The 16,889-nt window shown below is 35.9% G+C and carries 15 protein-coding genes; 10 read left to right on the top strand and 5 right to left on the bottom strand.

Going from position 1 to position 16,889, the window contains the following annotated elements; translation table 11 throughout:
* Position 1: 1 nt before the first annotated feature.
* The 7 genes from rsxG to MS2017_RS09570 all read left to right on the top strand — a co-directional run bounded on the left by rsxG (position 2) and on the right by MS2017_RS09570 (position 5,986).
* Positions 2-610, top strand: a complete 609-nt coding sequence (rsxG, locus tag MS2017_RS09600) for an electron transport complex subunit RsxG (RefSeq protein WP_071565338.1) — start codon at positions 2-4, stop codon at positions 608-610.
* Complete coding sequence (queA, locus tag MS2017_RS09595; RefSeq protein ID WP_071565337.1) at positions 601-1,623, top strand: tRNA preQ1(34) S-adenosylmethionine ribosyltransferase-isomerase QueA; 1,023 nt, start codon at positions 601-603, stop codon at positions 1,621-1,623. The genes rsxG and queA overlap by 10 nt, the downstream gene beginning before the upstream one ends.
* Positions 1,620-3,356 (top strand): P-loop NTPase fold protein, encoded by a 1,737-nt coding sequence (locus tag MS2017_RS09590; RefSeq protein WP_122952031.1) that lies wholly within the window; start codon positions 1,620-1,622, stop codon positions 3,354-3,356. Before queA ends, MS2017_RS09590 begins: the two co-directional genes overlap by 4 nt.
* Entirely contained in the window at positions 3,353-3,712 is a 360-nt protein-coding gene (locus MS2017_RS09585) for an HIT family protein (RefSeq protein ID WP_071564913.1), read from the top strand. Before MS2017_RS09590 ends, MS2017_RS09585 begins: the two co-directional genes overlap by 4 nt.
* Positions 3,709-4,038, top strand: coding sequence for a thioredoxin family protein (locus MS2017_RS09580; RefSeq protein ID WP_122952030.1), 330 nt, complete (start codon positions 3,709-3,711; stop codon positions 4,036-4,038). Before MS2017_RS09585 ends, MS2017_RS09580 begins: the two co-directional genes overlap by 4 nt.
* Positions 4,039-4,242: 204 nt before the next feature.
* A complete protein-coding gene (locus MS2017_RS09575; protein ID WP_122952029.1) occupies positions 4,243-5,055 on the top strand; it encodes a toll/interleukin-1 receptor domain-containing protein in 813 nt (270 codons plus the stop codon).
* Between the two features lie 487 nt (positions 5,056-5,542).
* Positions 5,543-5,986 carry a hypothetical protein gene (locus MS2017_RS09570; RefSeq protein ID WP_122952028.1) on the top strand — a complete coding sequence of 148 codons (444 nt, stop codon included), beginning with the start codon at positions 5,543-5,545 and terminating at the stop codon, positions 5,984-5,986.
* A 279-nt stretch (positions 5,987-6,265) separates the two neighbouring features.
* Here MS2017_RS09570 and MS2017_RS09565 read toward each other — a convergent pair whose 3' ends face one another.
* The 3 genes from MS2017_RS09565 to MS2017_RS09555 form a co-directional block, all read right to left on the bottom strand.
* Positions 6,266-7,771: a M15 family metallopeptidase gene (locus tag MS2017_RS09565; RefSeq protein ID WP_164707697.1), complete on the bottom strand. Its 1,506-nt coding sequence runs from the start codon at positions 7,769-7,771 to the stop codon at positions 6,266-6,268.
* A 385-nt stretch (positions 7,772-8,156) separates the two neighbouring features.
* A complete protein-coding gene (locus MS2017_RS09560) occupies positions 8,157-8,468 on the bottom strand; it encodes a hypothetical protein (RefSeq protein ID WP_122952026.1) in 312 nt (103 codons plus the stop codon).
* A 14-nt stretch (positions 8,469-8,482) separates the two neighbouring features.
* Positions 8,483-8,878 (bottom strand): RHS repeat domain-containing protein, encoded by a 396-nt coding sequence (locus tag MS2017_RS09555; protein WP_122952025.1) that lies wholly within the window; start codon positions 8,876-8,878, stop codon positions 8,483-8,485.
* A gap of 220 nt (positions 8,879-9,098) precedes the next feature.
* On the opposite strand from MS2017_RS09555, the gene MS2017_RS09550 reads away from it, so the two are divergent.
* Positions 9,099-11,681, top strand: a complete 2,583-nt coding sequence (locus MS2017_RS09550) for an integrin alpha (protein WP_122952024.1) — start codon at positions 9,099-9,101, stop codon at positions 11,679-11,681.
* Between the two features lie 318 nt (positions 11,682-11,999).
* On the opposite strand, the gene MS2017_RS09545 is transcribed toward MS2017_RS09550, so the two are convergent.
* Positions 12,000-13,004, bottom strand: coding sequence for an IS5 family transposase (locus tag MS2017_RS09545; protein WP_122952023.1), 1,005 nt, complete (start codon positions 13,002-13,004; stop codon positions 12,000-12,002).
* A 310-nt stretch (positions 13,005-13,314) separates the two neighbouring features.
* On the opposite strand from MS2017_RS09545, the gene MS2017_RS09540 reads away from it, so the two are divergent.
* Together MS2017_RS09540 and MS2017_RS11970 are read left to right on the top strand one after the other, a co-directional pair.
* Positions 13,315-14,646 (top strand): IS5 family transposase, encoded by a 1,332-nt coding sequence (locus tag MS2017_RS09540; RefSeq protein WP_122952022.1) that lies wholly within the window; start codon positions 13,315-13,317, stop codon positions 14,644-14,646.
* Between the two features lie 181 nt (positions 14,647-14,827).
* Complete coding sequence (locus tag MS2017_RS11970) at positions 14,828-15,187, top strand: transposase (protein ID WP_122952021.1); 360 nt, start codon at positions 14,828-14,830, stop codon at positions 15,185-15,187.
* A 3-nt stretch (positions 15,188-15,190) separates the two neighbouring features.
* Here the strand turns inward: MS2017_RS11970 and MS2017_RS09530 are convergent, their stop codons facing one another.
* A complete protein-coding gene (locus tag MS2017_RS09530; protein ID WP_122952020.1) occupies positions 15,191-16,195 on the bottom strand; it encodes an IS5 family transposase in 1,005 nt (334 codons plus the stop codon).
* Positions 16,196-16,889 lie beyond the last annotated feature (694 nt).

The following is a 16,889-nucleotide window of genomic DNA, read 5'->3' as shown; positions in this document are numbered from 1 at the left end:
AATGATTAAATCAATGATAAAAGCAGGCGCATTATTGTTTATATTCACTGTCATCAGTGTATTCTTAGTCGCATTAATATATGATTCTACCAAAGCGCAAATCAAATACAACGAAGAGCAGTTATTGATTCAACGCCTTGGCGAATTGGTTGAAAATTATGACAATGACATTCTAAAAGATAAATTTCTCAAAGTAATCACACTGCACGGGGTTAAACAAACCATCGGTATTTACCCCGCTAAGAAGAAAAATAAAACCTTTGCCTATTTAATTGAACACACTTATCCCAACGGTTATAGTGGTGGTATTCGTCTATTAACAGGGGTTAGCGTGGATAAAAAACTCTTAGGTGTTCGTGTTATTGCACACAAGGAAACCCCCGGTTTGGGTGATAAAATTGAGTTAAAAAAATCAAATTGGATTGAACAATTTAAAGGTTTGTCTTTATTCAATCCCAACAAAAACCAGTGGAAGGTCAAACGAGACGGCGGTACATTTGATGCTTTTACTGGTGCCACCATTACCCCCCGTGCCATTGTTACTGCCACTTATCAAGTTCTGGAGTTATTGAACGAGCCCTGCCCGTTTAGCAAAAAACCATGCAATTAAAAGCATTCGATTTCAATCTACCCAGCGAACTCATCGCCCAAAATCCACCAAAAAATAGAACGGATTCACGGCTTTTAGTTGGACAATCAAGCATCATAGACGCACAATTTAATCAAATAGCCGATTTTCTTCAATCGGGCGATTTGCTGGTCATGAACAACACCAAGGTCATTCCCGCGCGTTTGTTTGGCGTAAAAGCAACAGGCGGCAAAGTTGAAATTATGATTGAACGCCTTTTAGATGAAAACCAAGCACTGGCAATGATTAGAGCCAGCAGAGCGCCACAAATTAACAGCAAAATCACACTCGAAAATGGCGAAACCGCAACCATCCTAAACAAGCAAGGCAGTTTTTACACACTTGAATTTTCCACCGATTCACTACTTACTTTACTAGACAATGTTGGACATATCCCCTTACCACCTTATATTGAACGCACAGACAACCAACAAGATTTAGACCGCTATCAAACCGTTTACGCACAAAAAGACGGCGCCGTCGCCGCCCCAACCGCAGGATTACATTTTGACGACAAACTACTCACAAAGTTAAAAAACAAAGGCATCGACCACGCATTTGTAACACTCCATGTCGGCGCAGGCACATTCGTCCCCGTCAAAACCGACAACATCGAAGATCACACCATGCACAGCGAAATATTCGAAATCAACCCGGCAACCGTTGATAAAATCAACCAAACCAAAGCCAATGGCGGACGCATTATCGCCATCGGCACAACCACTGTCCGCGTCTTAGAATCCAGCATTAAAAACGGCAAACTCATCGCCCAACAAGGAGAAACCGATATTTTCATCTACCCCGGTTACCAATTCCAAATCGTTGACAGCCTCATCACCAATTTTCACCTACCCAAATCCTCCCTACTAATGCTAGTCAGCGCCTTCATCGGATACACACAAATGATGGCAATTTATCAACACGCCATTAAGGAACGCTATCGGTTTTTTTCCTATGGTGATGCCATGTTATTAAATAAACAAAACAAGCAATGAGTGCCAAAAATTTAGAGGAAAGACTGGCAAATATTCTTGGAAGAGATGATGCTGTTGTTGTTTCTATTAGTGGTAAATGGGGTGTGGGTAAGACCTATTTTTGGAATGAATTTAAAGATAAATTAACGAGTAAAAAAATTACCTCTTGGTATAAATTCAACAAGAAATCGACAGGACAAAAGACCGCTTATATCTCTTTGTTTGGCAAGGAAAAAATTTCAGACATTCGAACAGATATATTTTTACAAGTTATTTCCAAGGGTGGGCACGCCCTTGAAAATTTAAAAAAATTACTTAAAGGCATAAAGGTTCCGTATATCAATACATCAGCACTCATAACTTTGCTTGATAATAAAGATTTTAAAGATGTTATTGTATGCTTTGATGATTTTGAAAGGCTGTCTTCGTCAATGAAATTAGAAGAAGTTCTGGGTCTTATATCTGAACTAAAAGAACAAAAAAATTGCAAAGTTGTTATGATTTTAAATGAAGGGGAGTTAGAGAGCAATAACAAAGAAACATTTGCCAAATATAAAGAAAAGTTGATTGATTATGAATTTGACTACAATCCAAAGCCATCTGAATCGTTAGACATATTAAAGAGTAAGTTAGCCACTTTTACAGATTATCCGTTAGAGGATTATTTAACAAGGCACAAAATAAATAATATACGGATTATTGATCGAATTATTAATGCATTAAATGATTTCTCCTTTATTCAGCCCTATATTAAGGATGCACCAGAAGTTACAACTGAAATAGTGGGTAGTATTATCGAAATTGCCGCTATTAACGCACAAGTTTCTTCTTTTTCTGATTTTATAGAGTATGTCCGTAAGAGATCACCATCACTCTTACCATCACTTGGACTTGAAGAAACTGATAAATTTATAGAAGACAAAAGATTCGAGGAGTTACTGTCATTGATTGATGGTGACGACCATAATAAACTTGATTTTTTACAAAGTGATATTGCATCTGAGCTTATTAAGTATTGTCAAACCTCACTTGTTAATGAGGAATCTTTTATAAGAATTGTTGAACCTAAAGTTGAGAATCGGCGTTTATATTCTGTACATAAGGATATTGGAGTAAAGCGAGATAAGCATCTCTATGATATGTCGTATGGAATAGATGCATATACATTAGATTTATGGAAGATTTTAGAAAAGGAAATTATCACTGAAAGTGCTTTTTCACCTGAAGTTTTTTTAGATAATATTCAAACACTAGAAAATCTAGATAGCAACAATAAACAAAAATATCACAATTTTGCTATTGAACGCTTAAAAGAATTCATTCAAGGGAATCTTGATTGGATGAAAAATGCTGAATTTGATGATCTACAAAAAATTTTAGATTTTGATGTGGAGTTATCTGATTTTTACAAAGAATGCATTGAAAACAATCATCAAGAAGCCGTTAATCCAATTGAAAAAATAATAATTTTGATGCGTGATGAAGAAAACTGTGATTATGAGCAAAGGGTAAAACATTTATCTCAACTTTCACAAGAAGAGATAAGGCAACACATGTTAGATAATGCAGAATACCTTAAAGGAGTTCATGAGTTTTTACGCTCTTATGGACATCGTACAGAGTTTGCCATATATGTAAAAAATGTAGTGTCTGTGCTTCGTGAATTGTCCCAGTCTAAGAATAAAAACCATGCACACAAGGCTCTAAAGATAGTGAACAATTTAGAAGAAGACAATAAAATCAGTAAGCCATGATAATATATCAAAATGACCTAGTAATCGTAGCAATAGAACCTAGCGAAATCCCTTGGATTAAAGTTTTCACCAAACGAAAAATCAAAGAATTTAGCGAATGCACAGCAGATGAAAAGCGTGAGATTTTTAGAATCATTGACATTACTGAAAAGTTAATGTTAAGTTATTTCAATGCAGATAAGATTAATATCGCCTCTTTTGGAAACTTATTACCACAAGTCCACTGGCACATTATGGCACGCTTTGAAACCGACAGCCATTTTCCCGAACCCATGTGGGGCAAAAAACAAAGGTCGTCTCAATTAAACCTACCCAGTTTTGAAGTATTCTTTACCCAGCTAAAAAATCAACTATGATCAACATCCACAATCAAACGCAATTAGACACCTTAAAGCAAGAAAAAGAAGCAATATTAATATTATTCGGCGGCACAAACTGCGGCGTATGCCAAACCATCAAACCACAAATTGAAACTAGTTTTTCTGATAAATTTCCAACCCTAACCATGGCTTATATTAATTGTGAACACACACAAGAAATTTGCGCTCAACACGGCGTATTTTCCTTGCCCGTGGTGCAAGTATTTTTTATGGGACAAAAGTTTATCGAAGAAATTCGAGGCTTTAGTTTGCTGGCTTTAGAGCAAAAAATTGAGCAAGTTTTTACCAAGATGAATCACTAAACTAGATCATTAAAAATAGAATGGTAAGCACATAAATTTCTTATATTAATCCCTATATTTTTTGTTATAATTGCATAAAATTATGCAAGAAATCTTTTGCTTAAATATCACACCAAGTAATAAAATCTAATTTCAAGCCAATAAAGTTGTAAAAATACAGGGGGTGTTTCCTTGTAATGATAGTTGTATAAAAAAGGAAAGTTTATGAGTCCAGTACCCAAATGTTTTATGTCATATTCGCACGATAATGAAGAGCATGAAGAATGGGTGCTCAGCCTCGCCACTAGATTAAGAGAGAATGGTGTTGATGTAATTCTAGATCAATGGGACTTGAGACTTGGAGGAGATATCCCAGCCTTTATGGATAGGCTAACGGAATCCGATCGAGTTATTTGTGTTTGTTCTGAAGCATATGCATCTAAAGCCAATGAAGGCAAGAACGGAGTTGGATACGAAAAAATGATCCTAACTTCAGAATTAATAAAAAATATAAATTCTGAAAAAATCATACCCATCGTCAGATGCAATAAGTTGAAAGCTATTCCTACATTTCTAATAACTAAGCGTTATGTGGATTTTTGCGCTGATTTTGAAAGCGCATATTTAGAACTAATAAGCGGAATTCACGACGAAACTACTAAAGCTCGTCCAACCGTGGGAAAAAATCCTTTTGAAGCTTCTAAAAGTCCGATAGCTATTTGTAATGCAATCAGTTCTAGCCAATATTCTAATCCAAATTCTACTGGAACAGTTGAATTTGACTATGAAAACAACAATGGATGTTTTGTTGTTGGGTCGGGTAGTATGCAATTTGACCTACAATTTTCTAGTGCAAGTGATGCCTCAATTCATATGTATAACGATCCTGAAAACATTGAAGGGATCGCGCTAGCTGATGGAGTAAGGTCTTTTTCAGATATAACAAATGCCTCCAATGCATTTGATTATACATCGAGAGCCAGAACCCCTAACTCTGATGAATTTGTTATTGTAGTTAATAAGAATGGATTTTTTTAGCCATTAAACTTGGTGTAATTAAAATGAAGGGTCGTAATGGAGCTAAAAGGTCATTAGTTTCATTTGAATATAAAATTACTCAAAATAAGAAGGGTGATTTTGAGTGAATTTTCACATAATCAAAAATTTGAGCAGAGTCTTCATTTTTGTTATAGAGAATGGGAGGGGTGCTACCATTTTTCGAGAGAATAAGATGGAAACAAGGAGTGGATACTCTCTTGTTTTCCATCTTGGAGGCTCCCTTATTCCAATCGCCACAAAGCAGCTTTTAAATGTGACAACAAAGAGAGTGCTCTAAAATTGCATCCGTCAATTTAGGAATTATTTCACGCATTCATTAAATAATTAATTTGTTTTCTGTTATCAGATTTGATTAAATTTTAGTTTAAAAATAGATATAATCTAATCAGTTTTACAAGAGTTTATTTTTTAAGTGAAATAAGGAAATGTGTCTTTATAACAATAATTGTGTTTTCAAGGAAGTTAGATGCTATCAAAAATTACAATAATATTACTATTTCTTTTATTGTTGGTTTCGTGTCAACAGAGCCCCCAGTTTGTTAGAAAAAAACCACCTATTTTCTATTTAACAGAGCATAGTAAAGACTCTGAATATGGAAAAAATGAACATAAGGCTATTAAAACAGGTGGCTGGAAGGAAACAGGTGGGCATGGAGGTCAGCGATGGTTTTTTAGTATGTTAAGCGGGCCTAATGGTGAAGATATTACTGCCGAAAGAGAAGGAGCATGCTGCTGGCATAAAAATCCCACAGGTTATAAGGGAATGGTTATATTGGATAAATATCATGTATATATAGGCGATTCTGCAAAGGCAATAACTTTGTATTTAAACTCATATGAATATCAGTCACCTAAAATACCAGTTGGCTTTGGAACAAAAATAAAATATAACATATCCATTCAAAGATAAGGAATGGTGCAAATATTCATTATTTAAAGCCACCTAATAAATGATTTTAACGACTGCAATACAATATTAAAAAACTATCAATTACCTAACAATTTGTTCCAGCGGTCTCCTTGCGTCAGCAAGATTATTTAACAATGGCAATATATAGATTTTATCTGTAGAGCCAACAAACCAATCAATTTGATATCAGAGATACTCTCTTTTGTTTTATAAAATGAAACCTTTGTATAAGTTGAATGGTTAGCAAAATCCAATTTTTGCCTAACTTGCACAGCAATCCTATAGCAATTCAGGTCTATATTCAAAGTGCATGGTGTCGTAGTGATACCACTTTCCACCCCAAATAAAGCCATACTTTTCAAAAGTATCGATAATGATTTGTGGAATTTTACTGGTATGTGGTGCAAGGATTTTTTGCTCATCTGTGCATTTGCAATCCCATTCCCAATAGTTAGATTTGGCAACATTAAGATCAATTGCAATGCCAAAACTGTGTCGGCTTAATCGATTAGTGCCTTTTACTTTACGCCATTTATAGCTGCCTCCAATATTGCGAATAAAGGGTTTAAGCTCTGGGTGTTTGTCTAATTCTTCGCCAATGGCCTTTATTTTGCTTGCTACGCCGTTAATTTTAGTCACTTTGATTTTGCGTCCATCTGATTTTGGTGCCCAAACAATGTCAACAAGGTTTTTTTCAACTTCGGCTTGGGTGTTGCCATATATAGTTTTGAAAAAATCTTGATTGGCAATTCTACCTGGATCAAAACGAGGTTTTACTAGTGTTGAGATCTTGCCTTTTTGGTAAGGGTAGTAAAATTGGTCTTTGATGTCTGGGTTGCTGAGTAATTGGTCAGCCGTTTTAGTTTTGTTGTCGTTAAATAATAGGCGTTTTCCGCTTTTAAAAAGGATGTGATTGTCAGAAAAATCCGCTATTACATTTGAGTAACTTCTTAATAATTTCCGTGCATTGTTTGGAAATTTCTTGTGTTGGCTGATGACTTCAATGTCAATTAATTTAATTACTTCTACCTTTGCATCTAAGAAATTTCTGTCTATTAGAAATGTGCCAACCCCATCTGTGCTACCCGAAAAATTGGTGTTACCACCAACAGTGAGCATATCACCATTTTTTGCATCTAAAATTTGATAAATAATTTCTGTGTGGTGCGCTTTACCATCTTTGGTTGATATATACAGCACCATATCTCCTTCTTGCGGTAGATATATCTTGTCTTTCAATTGCTGATGACTAACTAATAATTTTTTAGCTGCCGCCTGCTCACGCATAACTTCAACTGTCCAAGTGTCCGCATAATATTCGTTAAAATACTCTCCAATGGTGCTAAAAGTTTGATCTAAAATAGTGCAAACAAACCCTTGACACCAATACGCCCAAGCCCCATCATGGTCGTTCATATAAGACCTAACCCACGGACCAATATTATCTGTCATCAGCTCAGAGGCTCTATATTGCAAGTGCTTGGTGGCAAAATATTTCATTTTTTGGCGCAATGTTTTGTTTGTGAAAGATCGAATGTCAAACGCTCTGGTCATCGGTGAAACTAATGCCTTCCAAGTGGTGTGATCTACTACACCTGTTGCTGGCAGATTAACAAATAATTGCACTTGCTTGAGGATTTTTTCGGTTGTTTGATCAAATTCTTTATCGGGTGTAATTTTGATAATATCACTAGTAAAGTTTTCATTCAGTTGCCATAACATCAGCCACTCTTCTATTTTAACAACCTCCTGCCCCTTGTCGCCTACCTTGTAGTTTTTTTTCAATGGCGCTATCTCTCTAAGATAATCTTTTTTTACCAATAATTGAGTCGGTAGTTGCGATTGTTTTGTTTGTTTGGTTGCATGGGAATTAACGCAAGAAGCAAGTAAAGCAGTGGCGCTTAAAGCAAGACAAATGGCAATAAAGCGAAGATTTTTTTGAGTAGAGTGTGTAATAGTTAAAAGTATTAAAAAGTAATTTACTAAAAAATTATACCCACCTTCTGGAATGAGATTATTAATTTATCGGTTTAAATTTTTTCATTATGCACCTCACCCCAAACTGTTTGGATAACCCACATGGGTAACACATTCAAAATCATACCACCCTCAAAAAATCAACCCCTCAAAACTATCGTTTTAACCTTTTGATGACAATAAAAAATATAAATTATCCTATTTGCACTTGTCGGCCTAATTGTAATATCTTGCCTTTTTTTGATTCCAATAGCTTCCTTGATTTAGGATTTAAAAATATAATTCTCCAAGTCAAATCTTCATTTGTATTTATTAATGCCTTATAAAATACTGAATAAAAACAAGCCTCTTTTTCTGTTCTAAGCGATACTGTTGCTAACACTTCTAAATCGCTCTTTGCCTCTAATATAAACAAAGGTAAATCTTTTTTGAACTCTTTTTGGCTCCCATCTTTTCCATTATTCTCTACCGTGTTTAGATGTATTTTTTGACAAAATAGAGCCACATAAACTATAACAACTACTCCTCACCCCTCAACCCAAATGGATCCGTATATTTAAGAGGATTGTTCTCCACATACGCATATATGTTATAGCCATCTACAAAGCCCTTAGGGTCGTTGGAGGAAAGTCCACTCTCATTATCAAATCTTCTGCTGGTGTAGGTGTAGGGGTTGTTGTAGTTGGATTGGGGGGGGATATTTTGGTTTTTGATGGTGAGTTTGCCAAAGGTGTTGTAGTGGTAACTTTCTACCAGTTGTTGTTTGTTAAACTTACCACTGAGCCCTAGTTTATATTTTAGGTAGTAGTATGAAAAGAAAGGAGCGCTACCATTTTTTTTGAAAAATACATCACAATTGCGATTACCTCTTTGGGTTGGAATGTTGGCAAATATGCTTCTGGTTTGTCTTGGCATTTGAGTATTTTGTCATAAAAAGGGTGACATCTATTTATTCTCCTTAACTATAAATGCAAGCACTTTTTTTGTTTTCCCTTTTAATTAGAGTATTTTATTAACTTAAAACATAAAATAAGTATTGGCAACTCATTACATTTATGTGTAATATATGCTCTAAATTAACTACAAGCACAATAAAAATATTGTGCAATTAAAAGTGATCGATTCAGGATATTTTATGAAAGACATACATGAAAATATAGGAAAGTACAACAGTTATGGCTATGGAGACCGTAAGCACTCAGAAAGGTTATTTTTTGCCGATAGTGCTGAAGTTATTAGTAGCAACACTGGAACTTTCATACTAGGCGCCACTAGCCCAATATTCAGCAGTGGTGAGGAAACTCAAGTTAAGTTAGGTTTACCTTCTTTATCCATAATCTACACAGCAGAAACAGCTGATGAAAATGTAATTTTTACTTTGGCAGATAAATACCAAGAAAAATTCACTATGAATGAAAACGGTGAGCTATATTACAGGGAGCCACAAATCAATGCAGGAAACGATGAAGTTAACAGTATTGATACCGATGTAGAGGCTAGTATGAGGGAATTCTTGGCTGCATTATCTGTGGTTACTACTACTCTAGAACCTGTATTAGAGCATCAATTTTATTGGAATGGTAAGGGTGCTGATGACCTTATTAATGCCCGTGAGTTAACCATAGTGGCACTGAGTGGTGCTATCACAGTTATAGGAACAGTGAAGGATTTAAGTATCTCCAGTATTTTGTTTAAACAAGGCAGTACTCTTGTGCATAGGATTGATTCTAACCTTCCAACTGTTGTCGATAATATTTGGACTTTAGTCAATGACATTACCTGGGCTTCAAAACTTTCTCAAGTTGATACGATTATTATTAACCTTTTAGGCAAGGATGGTTTTGATGAAGTTATCACATTCTCGGTTTCATCAGTAGCGCCTACAATTGATATAATTGCACCAGCCACATTATCATTTAGTTTTACGGACACCGGATCTGATCAAACAGATGGAATTACTAGCAACGCTGAAATTATTGTTAGTGGACTAGAAGTAGGTGCAACTTGGTTTTATTGCACTGATGGTGGCGACAGTGGCATAGCCATTCTTGGTGAAGGAAATAGCTTTACCTTAGATCCTGATAGTTATGCTATCGGAGACATTCGTGTTTGGCAAAAAGATTTAGCTGGTAATGCGTCAGAAATCTATAGCAATGCACACGCCATTATTATTATCACAGAAACAACCACCGATATTCCAGGAACTACAGCTGATGGGGGGAGTAGTACTTCAACAGCGTCAGAAGTATCTAGTGCACATGGCTTCACTATTAATACAGGTGCAAGTTGGGATACACGCTATCCGAGGGATTATGGTCAGGCAGTATCCTCAGTAGGTGATGTAAATGGGGATGGTATGGATGACTTGATTGTTGGGTTGGCCTCTCAACATTATAAGTGGGGATGGGATACAGGTGAATCTTATGTAGTTTTTGGCAAAGTTGACGGTAAAGGGGTCAATGTTAATAACTTGGGTTCAGGAGGTTTTACTATTATAGGTAGAGCAGGAAACAGCCTAAATGGTTATGCAGCATCATCAGCAGGAGATGTAAATGGAGATGGGCTAGATGACTTGATTATAGGTGCACCTAAAGAATGGCATACTTGGGGAATACAAAGATCAGGTGCAGCCTATGTTGTGTTCGGTAAAACTGATACCTCTAGTGTATTACTCAAAGATGTTTACAATGGAACTGGTGGTTTTGTGATTAAGGGATATATATATGAATCTTATGCTGGTGCATCGGTGTCAGCAGCAGGTGATATAAACAATGATGGTCTAGATGATGTAATTGTCGGTATCAACAATGACGGTCTAGATGATGTAATTATCGGTATCAACAATGATGATGTAGGCGGTATAATTACTAGTGCCGAGCACCAGAAATTTGCAATCTTTGGGAAAAAGAGCACATCTAGTGTATCGCTATCTGCTATAGCAAATGGAACCGCCGATGATCAAGGATTCGTCATCAACAGCGATAACCTTTGCCCTCCAGTGACTTCATCAGCAGATTTCAACGGTGATGGCTTCATTGATTCTATTTCATCTGAATATTGGGGCACATCTCTTTATGCAAGATTCGGCAAATTTGATGGAACTTGGTCAACTTCAGCAGAAATTAACGCTAATAACGAAAATATCGGGCGTTCTATTGATTTTCAAGGTGATAAAAATGCAGATAAGGATGACACATTAACTGGCACTGAAAAGGATGAGTTGTTTGTTTCTGGTCTAGGTGATGATATTCTAACTGGTAACGGTGGGACAGATGTATTCAACTCAGGCATGGGCAATGATACTATCATCATCAATAAAGATAATCTTTCAAAACTTTCTGGGAATATAGAAAGTAATAATCTATTATCTCGTGTTAATGGAGGGAATGGCACTGATACACTGGCATTAGATGGCAAGGGCTTAACCTTAGACCTCACACTGCTGGATAATAGCAGGATTAAGGATATTGAAATTATTGATTTAACTGGTTCAGGCAACAACACTTTGAGGCTTAATCTTAGTGATCTATTAAGTATTTCTAGTGAAACTGATGTGCTTAAAATTTTTGGAAATGCAGGTGATGTAGTTGAAGCATTTGGCTTCATAAAGTCTCTAACTGGAGGCACTGCGGGTGTCTGTATAAATGCTGGTTCGGGCACCGCTGAACTTTGGATAGCCAATGGCATAACAATAGTGCAAGAGTCAACGATTTTATAGGCGCACAGTACTGCTATAGGAATAAGGGGCGCTATCCTTTTTATGACAAAATACCTAAATATCACCATCAGTTATGACGCTAACGGTAATCTAGCAGTTATCAGGACAAGGCTTATACCCACGACCTACTCAATAGAAGACCCCTGCATAGCACCCTAAAACCAACCATCAAAACCCAAAACCCTCAATTTTTGACTTTTCAAAGTCAAAAAACATATAAAACCCAGCTTTCATTAAAAAAATCATCAATATCAACTATAAATCGCTCATTTTTTACTCTTTTTTGTACTGTTTCCACAAAAAAAGACACAATAATCCCTAGGTTGTATTTAATCCCTTGTTAATATAAACATTCGCCGCTCTAACTAGATTATAAGCAATAGCTTTAAGATTAACTTCGCTGGCAACTTTCTCTAAACCAATATAACGACTTCTTGCCAAACCATAAGTGCGTTTGAGCGTACCAAAGGTGCGTTCAACCACAAACCTTCTTTTGCTGATTGCTTTATTGCGTAATTTATTCCAATGACTCATTTGCTTGCCTTTGGGTTTTTTGCGCATAATACCATCTCTTAACTTTTGTGCTTTAAGTGCTTCACTATTAGCTTGAGAGGCTGCTCCTTTGTCGTATAAAACTCTTACGCCTTTTTGATTGCCTGCCTGTTTAACATTTTCTTCAAAATGAGTCATTTCACTATCATTAGCAGGGTGCGTAGTGGCTTTGTTAATTAATCCATTGGCATCAGTTGTTACTACTGATGAATATCCATAAGTGTATTTTCCCGCCTTAAATGTCCATCTTGCATCTTTATCATCTGAATATTGAATTGGGTTACTATCAATCTCATAAACCTCACCAGTTTTGTGTGTTGTAATAATCTTCTTAGTGCGTCTAGCACTTTGAATTAAGGTTGCATCCATGGCAACATGTTTGCCATTAGAGAGTTTGAGTTGATTATTCTCAAGCATAAGATTGATGCTACTCAAAAGTCTATCAAATAGATTTTGTTTGATTAGTTTGGTTCTAAATCTGCCAATGGTTGTAGCATCAGGTTTGTTGCCACTTAGGCTAAAGTTGCAAAAGTTAATAAAGACTAAATCTCTACTAAGACTATCAGCCAACTTCTCATCAGAGAGATTGTGCCATGTGCCTATTAATAGCGCTTTAAACAGACTAACAGCAGAATAGTCAATTTTAATATGAGACAGATCTTTGGCTATAACTTCCCAATCGATAACTTTGTTAATGATGTCTAGTTGGGAGTTTGGTATGTTGATAAAACTATCAGCAAAGGTTTGTTCTTGAGTGGTTTTAACTCGCATTTTTTTGTAAGTGTCTGATAATTATAGTATTTTATCATAAATTCTAATGTTTGCATAAGGTTTTGAGGGTTGATTTGTGATTTTTTGTTGGGTTTTTTAGTTTAATGCAGGGGTCTTAATAGACTCACCATCAAAGATACAAACAGCGCCACAATAAATAACTCAAACTATAACAACCCTTATACTTAGTCAACCCTTAAAAACCACACAACAATTTGATTTATAACAATAAAAAATCAAATACCCATAGACAAATCAACCAACTTTTGGTATAACAACACTCTTTTACTGGTCGTTTTACCTAAAAAATATGCTAACCGAATCTTTACCAATATCCACCCAAAACAATTTATTCCATTCAGAGCTTTTTAATCAATTAGACATCAAAGACCCACTCATTGCACTATCTCACGCCATAGACTGGCAAGTTTTCAATGATGCCTTCACCAAGCACTATTGCCTTAACAATGGCAGACCCTCAAAACCCATTCGCCTAATGGTAGGCTTGCTTATCCTCAAACAGTTGGAGAATCTATCAGATGAAGCCGTTGTTATGCAGTTTAAAAGAAATCCGTATTACCAATACTTTTGTGGTCACAGTGCTTATATTGCTAATGTACCTTGTAACGCCACTGAGTTAGTGCATTTCAGAAAACGCATTGGCGTTAAAGGTTTTAATCTTATCTTTAAAATGAGCGTTGAGTTACACGGTAAAAAAGCACAAGAGTCAACTGTGTTAATTGACACCACCGTTCAAGAGAAAAACATCACTTATCCTACTGACGCCAAACTGGCAATTAAGATAATTAATCGCTTAAACAAACTGGCAAAACAACACGGCATCAAACAGCGAAGAACTTATGTCAAAGAAGTTAAAAACTGTCGTCTTAGCATTCGCCACTTTCGCCATGTCAAAAAGCGTGCCAAAGCCAAAAAAGCCCTTAAAAGACTCAGAACCATTGCCAACAAGCTTATCCGTGAACTGCAACGCAAACTTTCAGTCTATTCTTTGTTTGAAATCTATCAAAAAGACTTCTTGTTCTACCAAAAAGTGCTCGCTCAACAACCTGGAGACAAAAACAAAATTTACGCCCTACATGAGCCCGATGTTTATGTTATTGCCAAAGGCAAAGACCATAAGAAATATGAATATGGCAACAAAGTTTCAATCGTCTCTACCAAAGACAGTAACATTATCGTTGGCGTGGCAAGCCATAAAACAAACATTCATGATTCAAAAACACTAGATACAGCCATTGCTCATGCTAACGCTAATCGTATCAAGCCCATTCAGAAGGCAGTATGTGATAGAGGGTATGTGGGTGCAAAAGAAGTACTAGGGGCTGAAATCATCTTACCTAAAAAGCCCCTGAAACGAGACAGCCGTTACCAACGAGATAAAAAGCGTAAGTTGTGTAAAAGACGAGCAGCAATAGAACCTATCATTGGACATCTTAAAGCAGATTTTAGATTGTCTAGGAATTTACTCAAAGGGCAAGTTGGTGATGAAATTAATGTTTTAATGGCTGCTGTGGCGTGGAATTTGAAAAAGTGGCTGATTGCCACTGTTATTTTTTTGTCTTTGCAAAAAATTGGTTTGTTTTTTGTGAAAAGGGCGAGGATTTTGTGTGTTATTGTTTGAAAACTGGTTTGGTTGATTAGGGGTGGTGGGGTTTGGGGTTTTTAAGGGTTGACTACTTAGTCAACCCTTAAAAACCACACAACAATTTGATTTATAACAATAAAAAATCAAATACCCATAGACAAATCAACCAACTTTTGGTATAACAACACTCTTTTACTGGTCGTTTTACCTAAAAAATATGCTAACCGAATCTTTACCAATATCCACCCAAAACAATTTATTCCATTCAGAGCTTTTTAATCAATTAGACATCAAAGACCCACTCATTGCACTATCTCACGCCATAGACTGGCAAGTTTTCAATGATGCCTTCACCAAGCACTATTGCCTTAACAATGGCAGACCCTCAAAACCCATTCGAAGACCCCTGCATAGCACCCTAAAACCAACCATCAAAACCCAAAACCCTCAATTTTTGACTTTTCAAAGTCAAAAAACATATAAAACCCAGCTTTCATTAAAAAAATCATCAATATCAACTATAAATCGCTCATTTTTTACTCTTTTTTGTACTGTTTCCACAAAAAAAACACAATAATCCCTAGGTTGTATTTAATCCCTTGTTAATATAAACATTCGCCGCTCTAACTAGATTATAAGCAATAGCTTTAAGATTAACTTCGCTGGCAACTTTCTCTAAACCAATATAACGACTTCTTGCCAAACCATAAGTGCGTTTGAGCGTACCAAAGGTGCGTTCAACCACAAACCTTCTTTTGCTGATTGCTTTATTGCGTAATTTATGCCAATGACTCATTTGCTTGCCTTTGGGTTTTTTGCGCATAATACCATCTCTTAACTTTTGTGCTTTAAGTGCTTCACTATTAGCTTGAGAGGCTGCTCCTTTGTCGTATAAAACGCTTACGCCTTTTTGATTGCCTACCTGTTTAACATTTTCTTCAAAATGAGTCATTTCACTATCATTAGCAGGGTGCGTAGTGGCTTTGTTAATTAATCCATTGGCATCAGTTGTTACTACTGATGAATATCCATAAGTGTATTTTCCCGCCTTAAATGTCCATCTTGCATCTTTATCATCTGAATATTGAATTGGGTTACTATCAATCTCATAAACCTCACCAGTTTTGTGTGTTGTAATAATCTTCTTAGTGCGTCTAGCACTTTGAATTAAGGTTGCATCCATGGCAACATGTTTGTCATTAGAGAGTTTGAGTTGATTATTCTCAAGCATAAGATTGATGCTACTCAAAAGTCTATCAAATAGATTTTGTTTGATTAGTTTGGTTCTAAATCTGCCAATGGTTGTAGCATCAGGTTTGTTGCCACTTAGGCTAAAGTTGCAAAAGTTAATAAAGACTAAATCTCTACTAAGACTATCAGCCAACTTCTCATCAGAGAGATTGTGCCATGTGCCTATTAATAGCGCTTTAAACAGACTAACAGCAGAATAGTCAACTTTAATATGAGACAGATCTTTGGCTATAACTTCCCAATCGATAACTTTGTTAATGATGTCTAGTTGGGAGTTTGGTATGTTGATAAAACTATCAGCAAAGGTTTGTTCTTGAGTGGTTTTAACTCGCATTTTTTTGTAAGTGTCTGATAATTATAGTATTTTATCATAAATGCTAATGTTTGCATAAGGTTTTGAGGGTTGATTTGTGATTTTTTGTTGGGTTTTTTAGTTTAATGCAGGGGTCTTAATATTTATAGGGGCAGACAAGTTTCTATGTTTAGATGCTTATTTGTAATAATATAATGCCTTTTTTATGAAATGTTCCTAGAGAATTAAGGATGGCGTGATTATTCAAATATTTTAGTTGAGAGTATATTTCATAGGCTTTGTTGTAATTCTTATTTTGTATATAAAATATTGGTAACCATTTTCCGCACTCAATAATTTTAAAATTAGAAAAAGACTTGTTTGGCCAATATGCTGATTTAACTTTATCTTCTTTTAAGCCTTTATCTGTAAGATACATCATAGATAGGAATGCAGTAGCTCTTGGAAGGTTGTTTTTATCAATTATTGAAACTATATTTTTAGCTTTATCACAATTATTACCACCCCAACAATCTTCTAATATACGAAGATATTTAGAGCCCCTTCATCTTTTTCAATCGCTAGAAAATCTTTTAGCCTAACTAATTTATTGTCCATGTATATAAAAAAAGGGGACGCTACCACTTTTTTTTGAAAAATACATCACAATTGCGATTACCTCTTTGGGTTATGTGGTGTGGAATGTTGGCAAATATGCTTCTGGCTTGTCTTGGCA

Source organism: Bathymodiolus thermophilus thioautotrophic gill symbiont, assembly GCF_003711265.1.
Classification (GTDB): Bacteria; Pseudomonadota; Gammaproteobacteria; order PS1; family Pseudothioglobaceae; genus Thiodubiliella.
Note: the sequence above shows the minus strand (reverse complement) of the source record. Positions and strands in the feature narration are given on the sequence as shown.

Bases quoted from the DNA above. Each gene is read 5' to 3' on its own strand.
- rsxG (WP_071565338.1), top strand. From the start codon at position 2: ATGATTAAATCAATGATAAAAGCAGGCGCATTATTGTTTATATTCACT.
- queA (WP_071565337.1), top strand. From the start codon at position 601: ATGCAATTAAAAGCATTCGATTTCAATCTACCCAGCGAACTCATCGCC.
- MS2017_RS09590 (WP_122952031.1), top strand. From the start codon at position 1,620: ATGAGTGCCAAAAATTTAGAGGAAAGACTGGCAAATATTCTTGGAAGA.
- MS2017_RS09585 (WP_071564913.1), top strand. From the start codon at position 3,353: ATGATAATATATCAAAATGACCTAGTAATCGTAGCAATAGAACCTAGC.
- MS2017_RS09580 (WP_122952030.1), top strand. From the start codon at position 3,709: ATGATCAACATCCACAATCAAACGCAATTAGACACCTTAAAGCAAGAA.
- MS2017_RS09575 (WP_122952029.1), top strand. From the start codon at position 4,243: ATGAGTCCAGTACCCAAATGTTTTATGTCATATTCGCACGATAATGAA.
- MS2017_RS09570 (WP_122952028.1), top strand. From the start codon at position 5,543: ATGCTATCAAAAATTACAATAATATTACTATTTCTTTTATTGTTGGTT.
- MS2017_RS09555 (WP_122952025.1), bottom strand. From the start codon at position 8,878: ATGCCAAGACAAACCAGAAGCATATTTGCCAACATTCCAACCCAAAGA.
- MS2017_RS09550 (WP_122952024.1), top strand. From the start codon at position 9,099: ATGAAAGACATACATGAAAATATAGGAAAGTACAACAGTTATGGCTAT.
- MS2017_RS09545 (WP_122952023.1), bottom strand. From the start codon at position 13,004: ATGCGAGTTAAAACCACTCAAGAACAAACCTTTGCTGATAGTTTTATC.
- MS2017_RS09540 (WP_122952022.1), top strand. From the start codon at position 13,315: ATGCTAACCGAATCTTTACCAATATCCACCCAAAACAATTTATTCCAT.
- MS2017_RS11970 (WP_122952021.1), top strand. From the start codon at position 14,828: ATGCTAACCGAATCTTTACCAATATCCACCCAAAACAATTTATTCCAT.
- MS2017_RS09530 (WP_122952020.1), bottom strand. From the start codon at position 16,195: ATGCGAGTTAAAACCACTCAAGAACAAACCTTTGCTGATAGTTTTATC.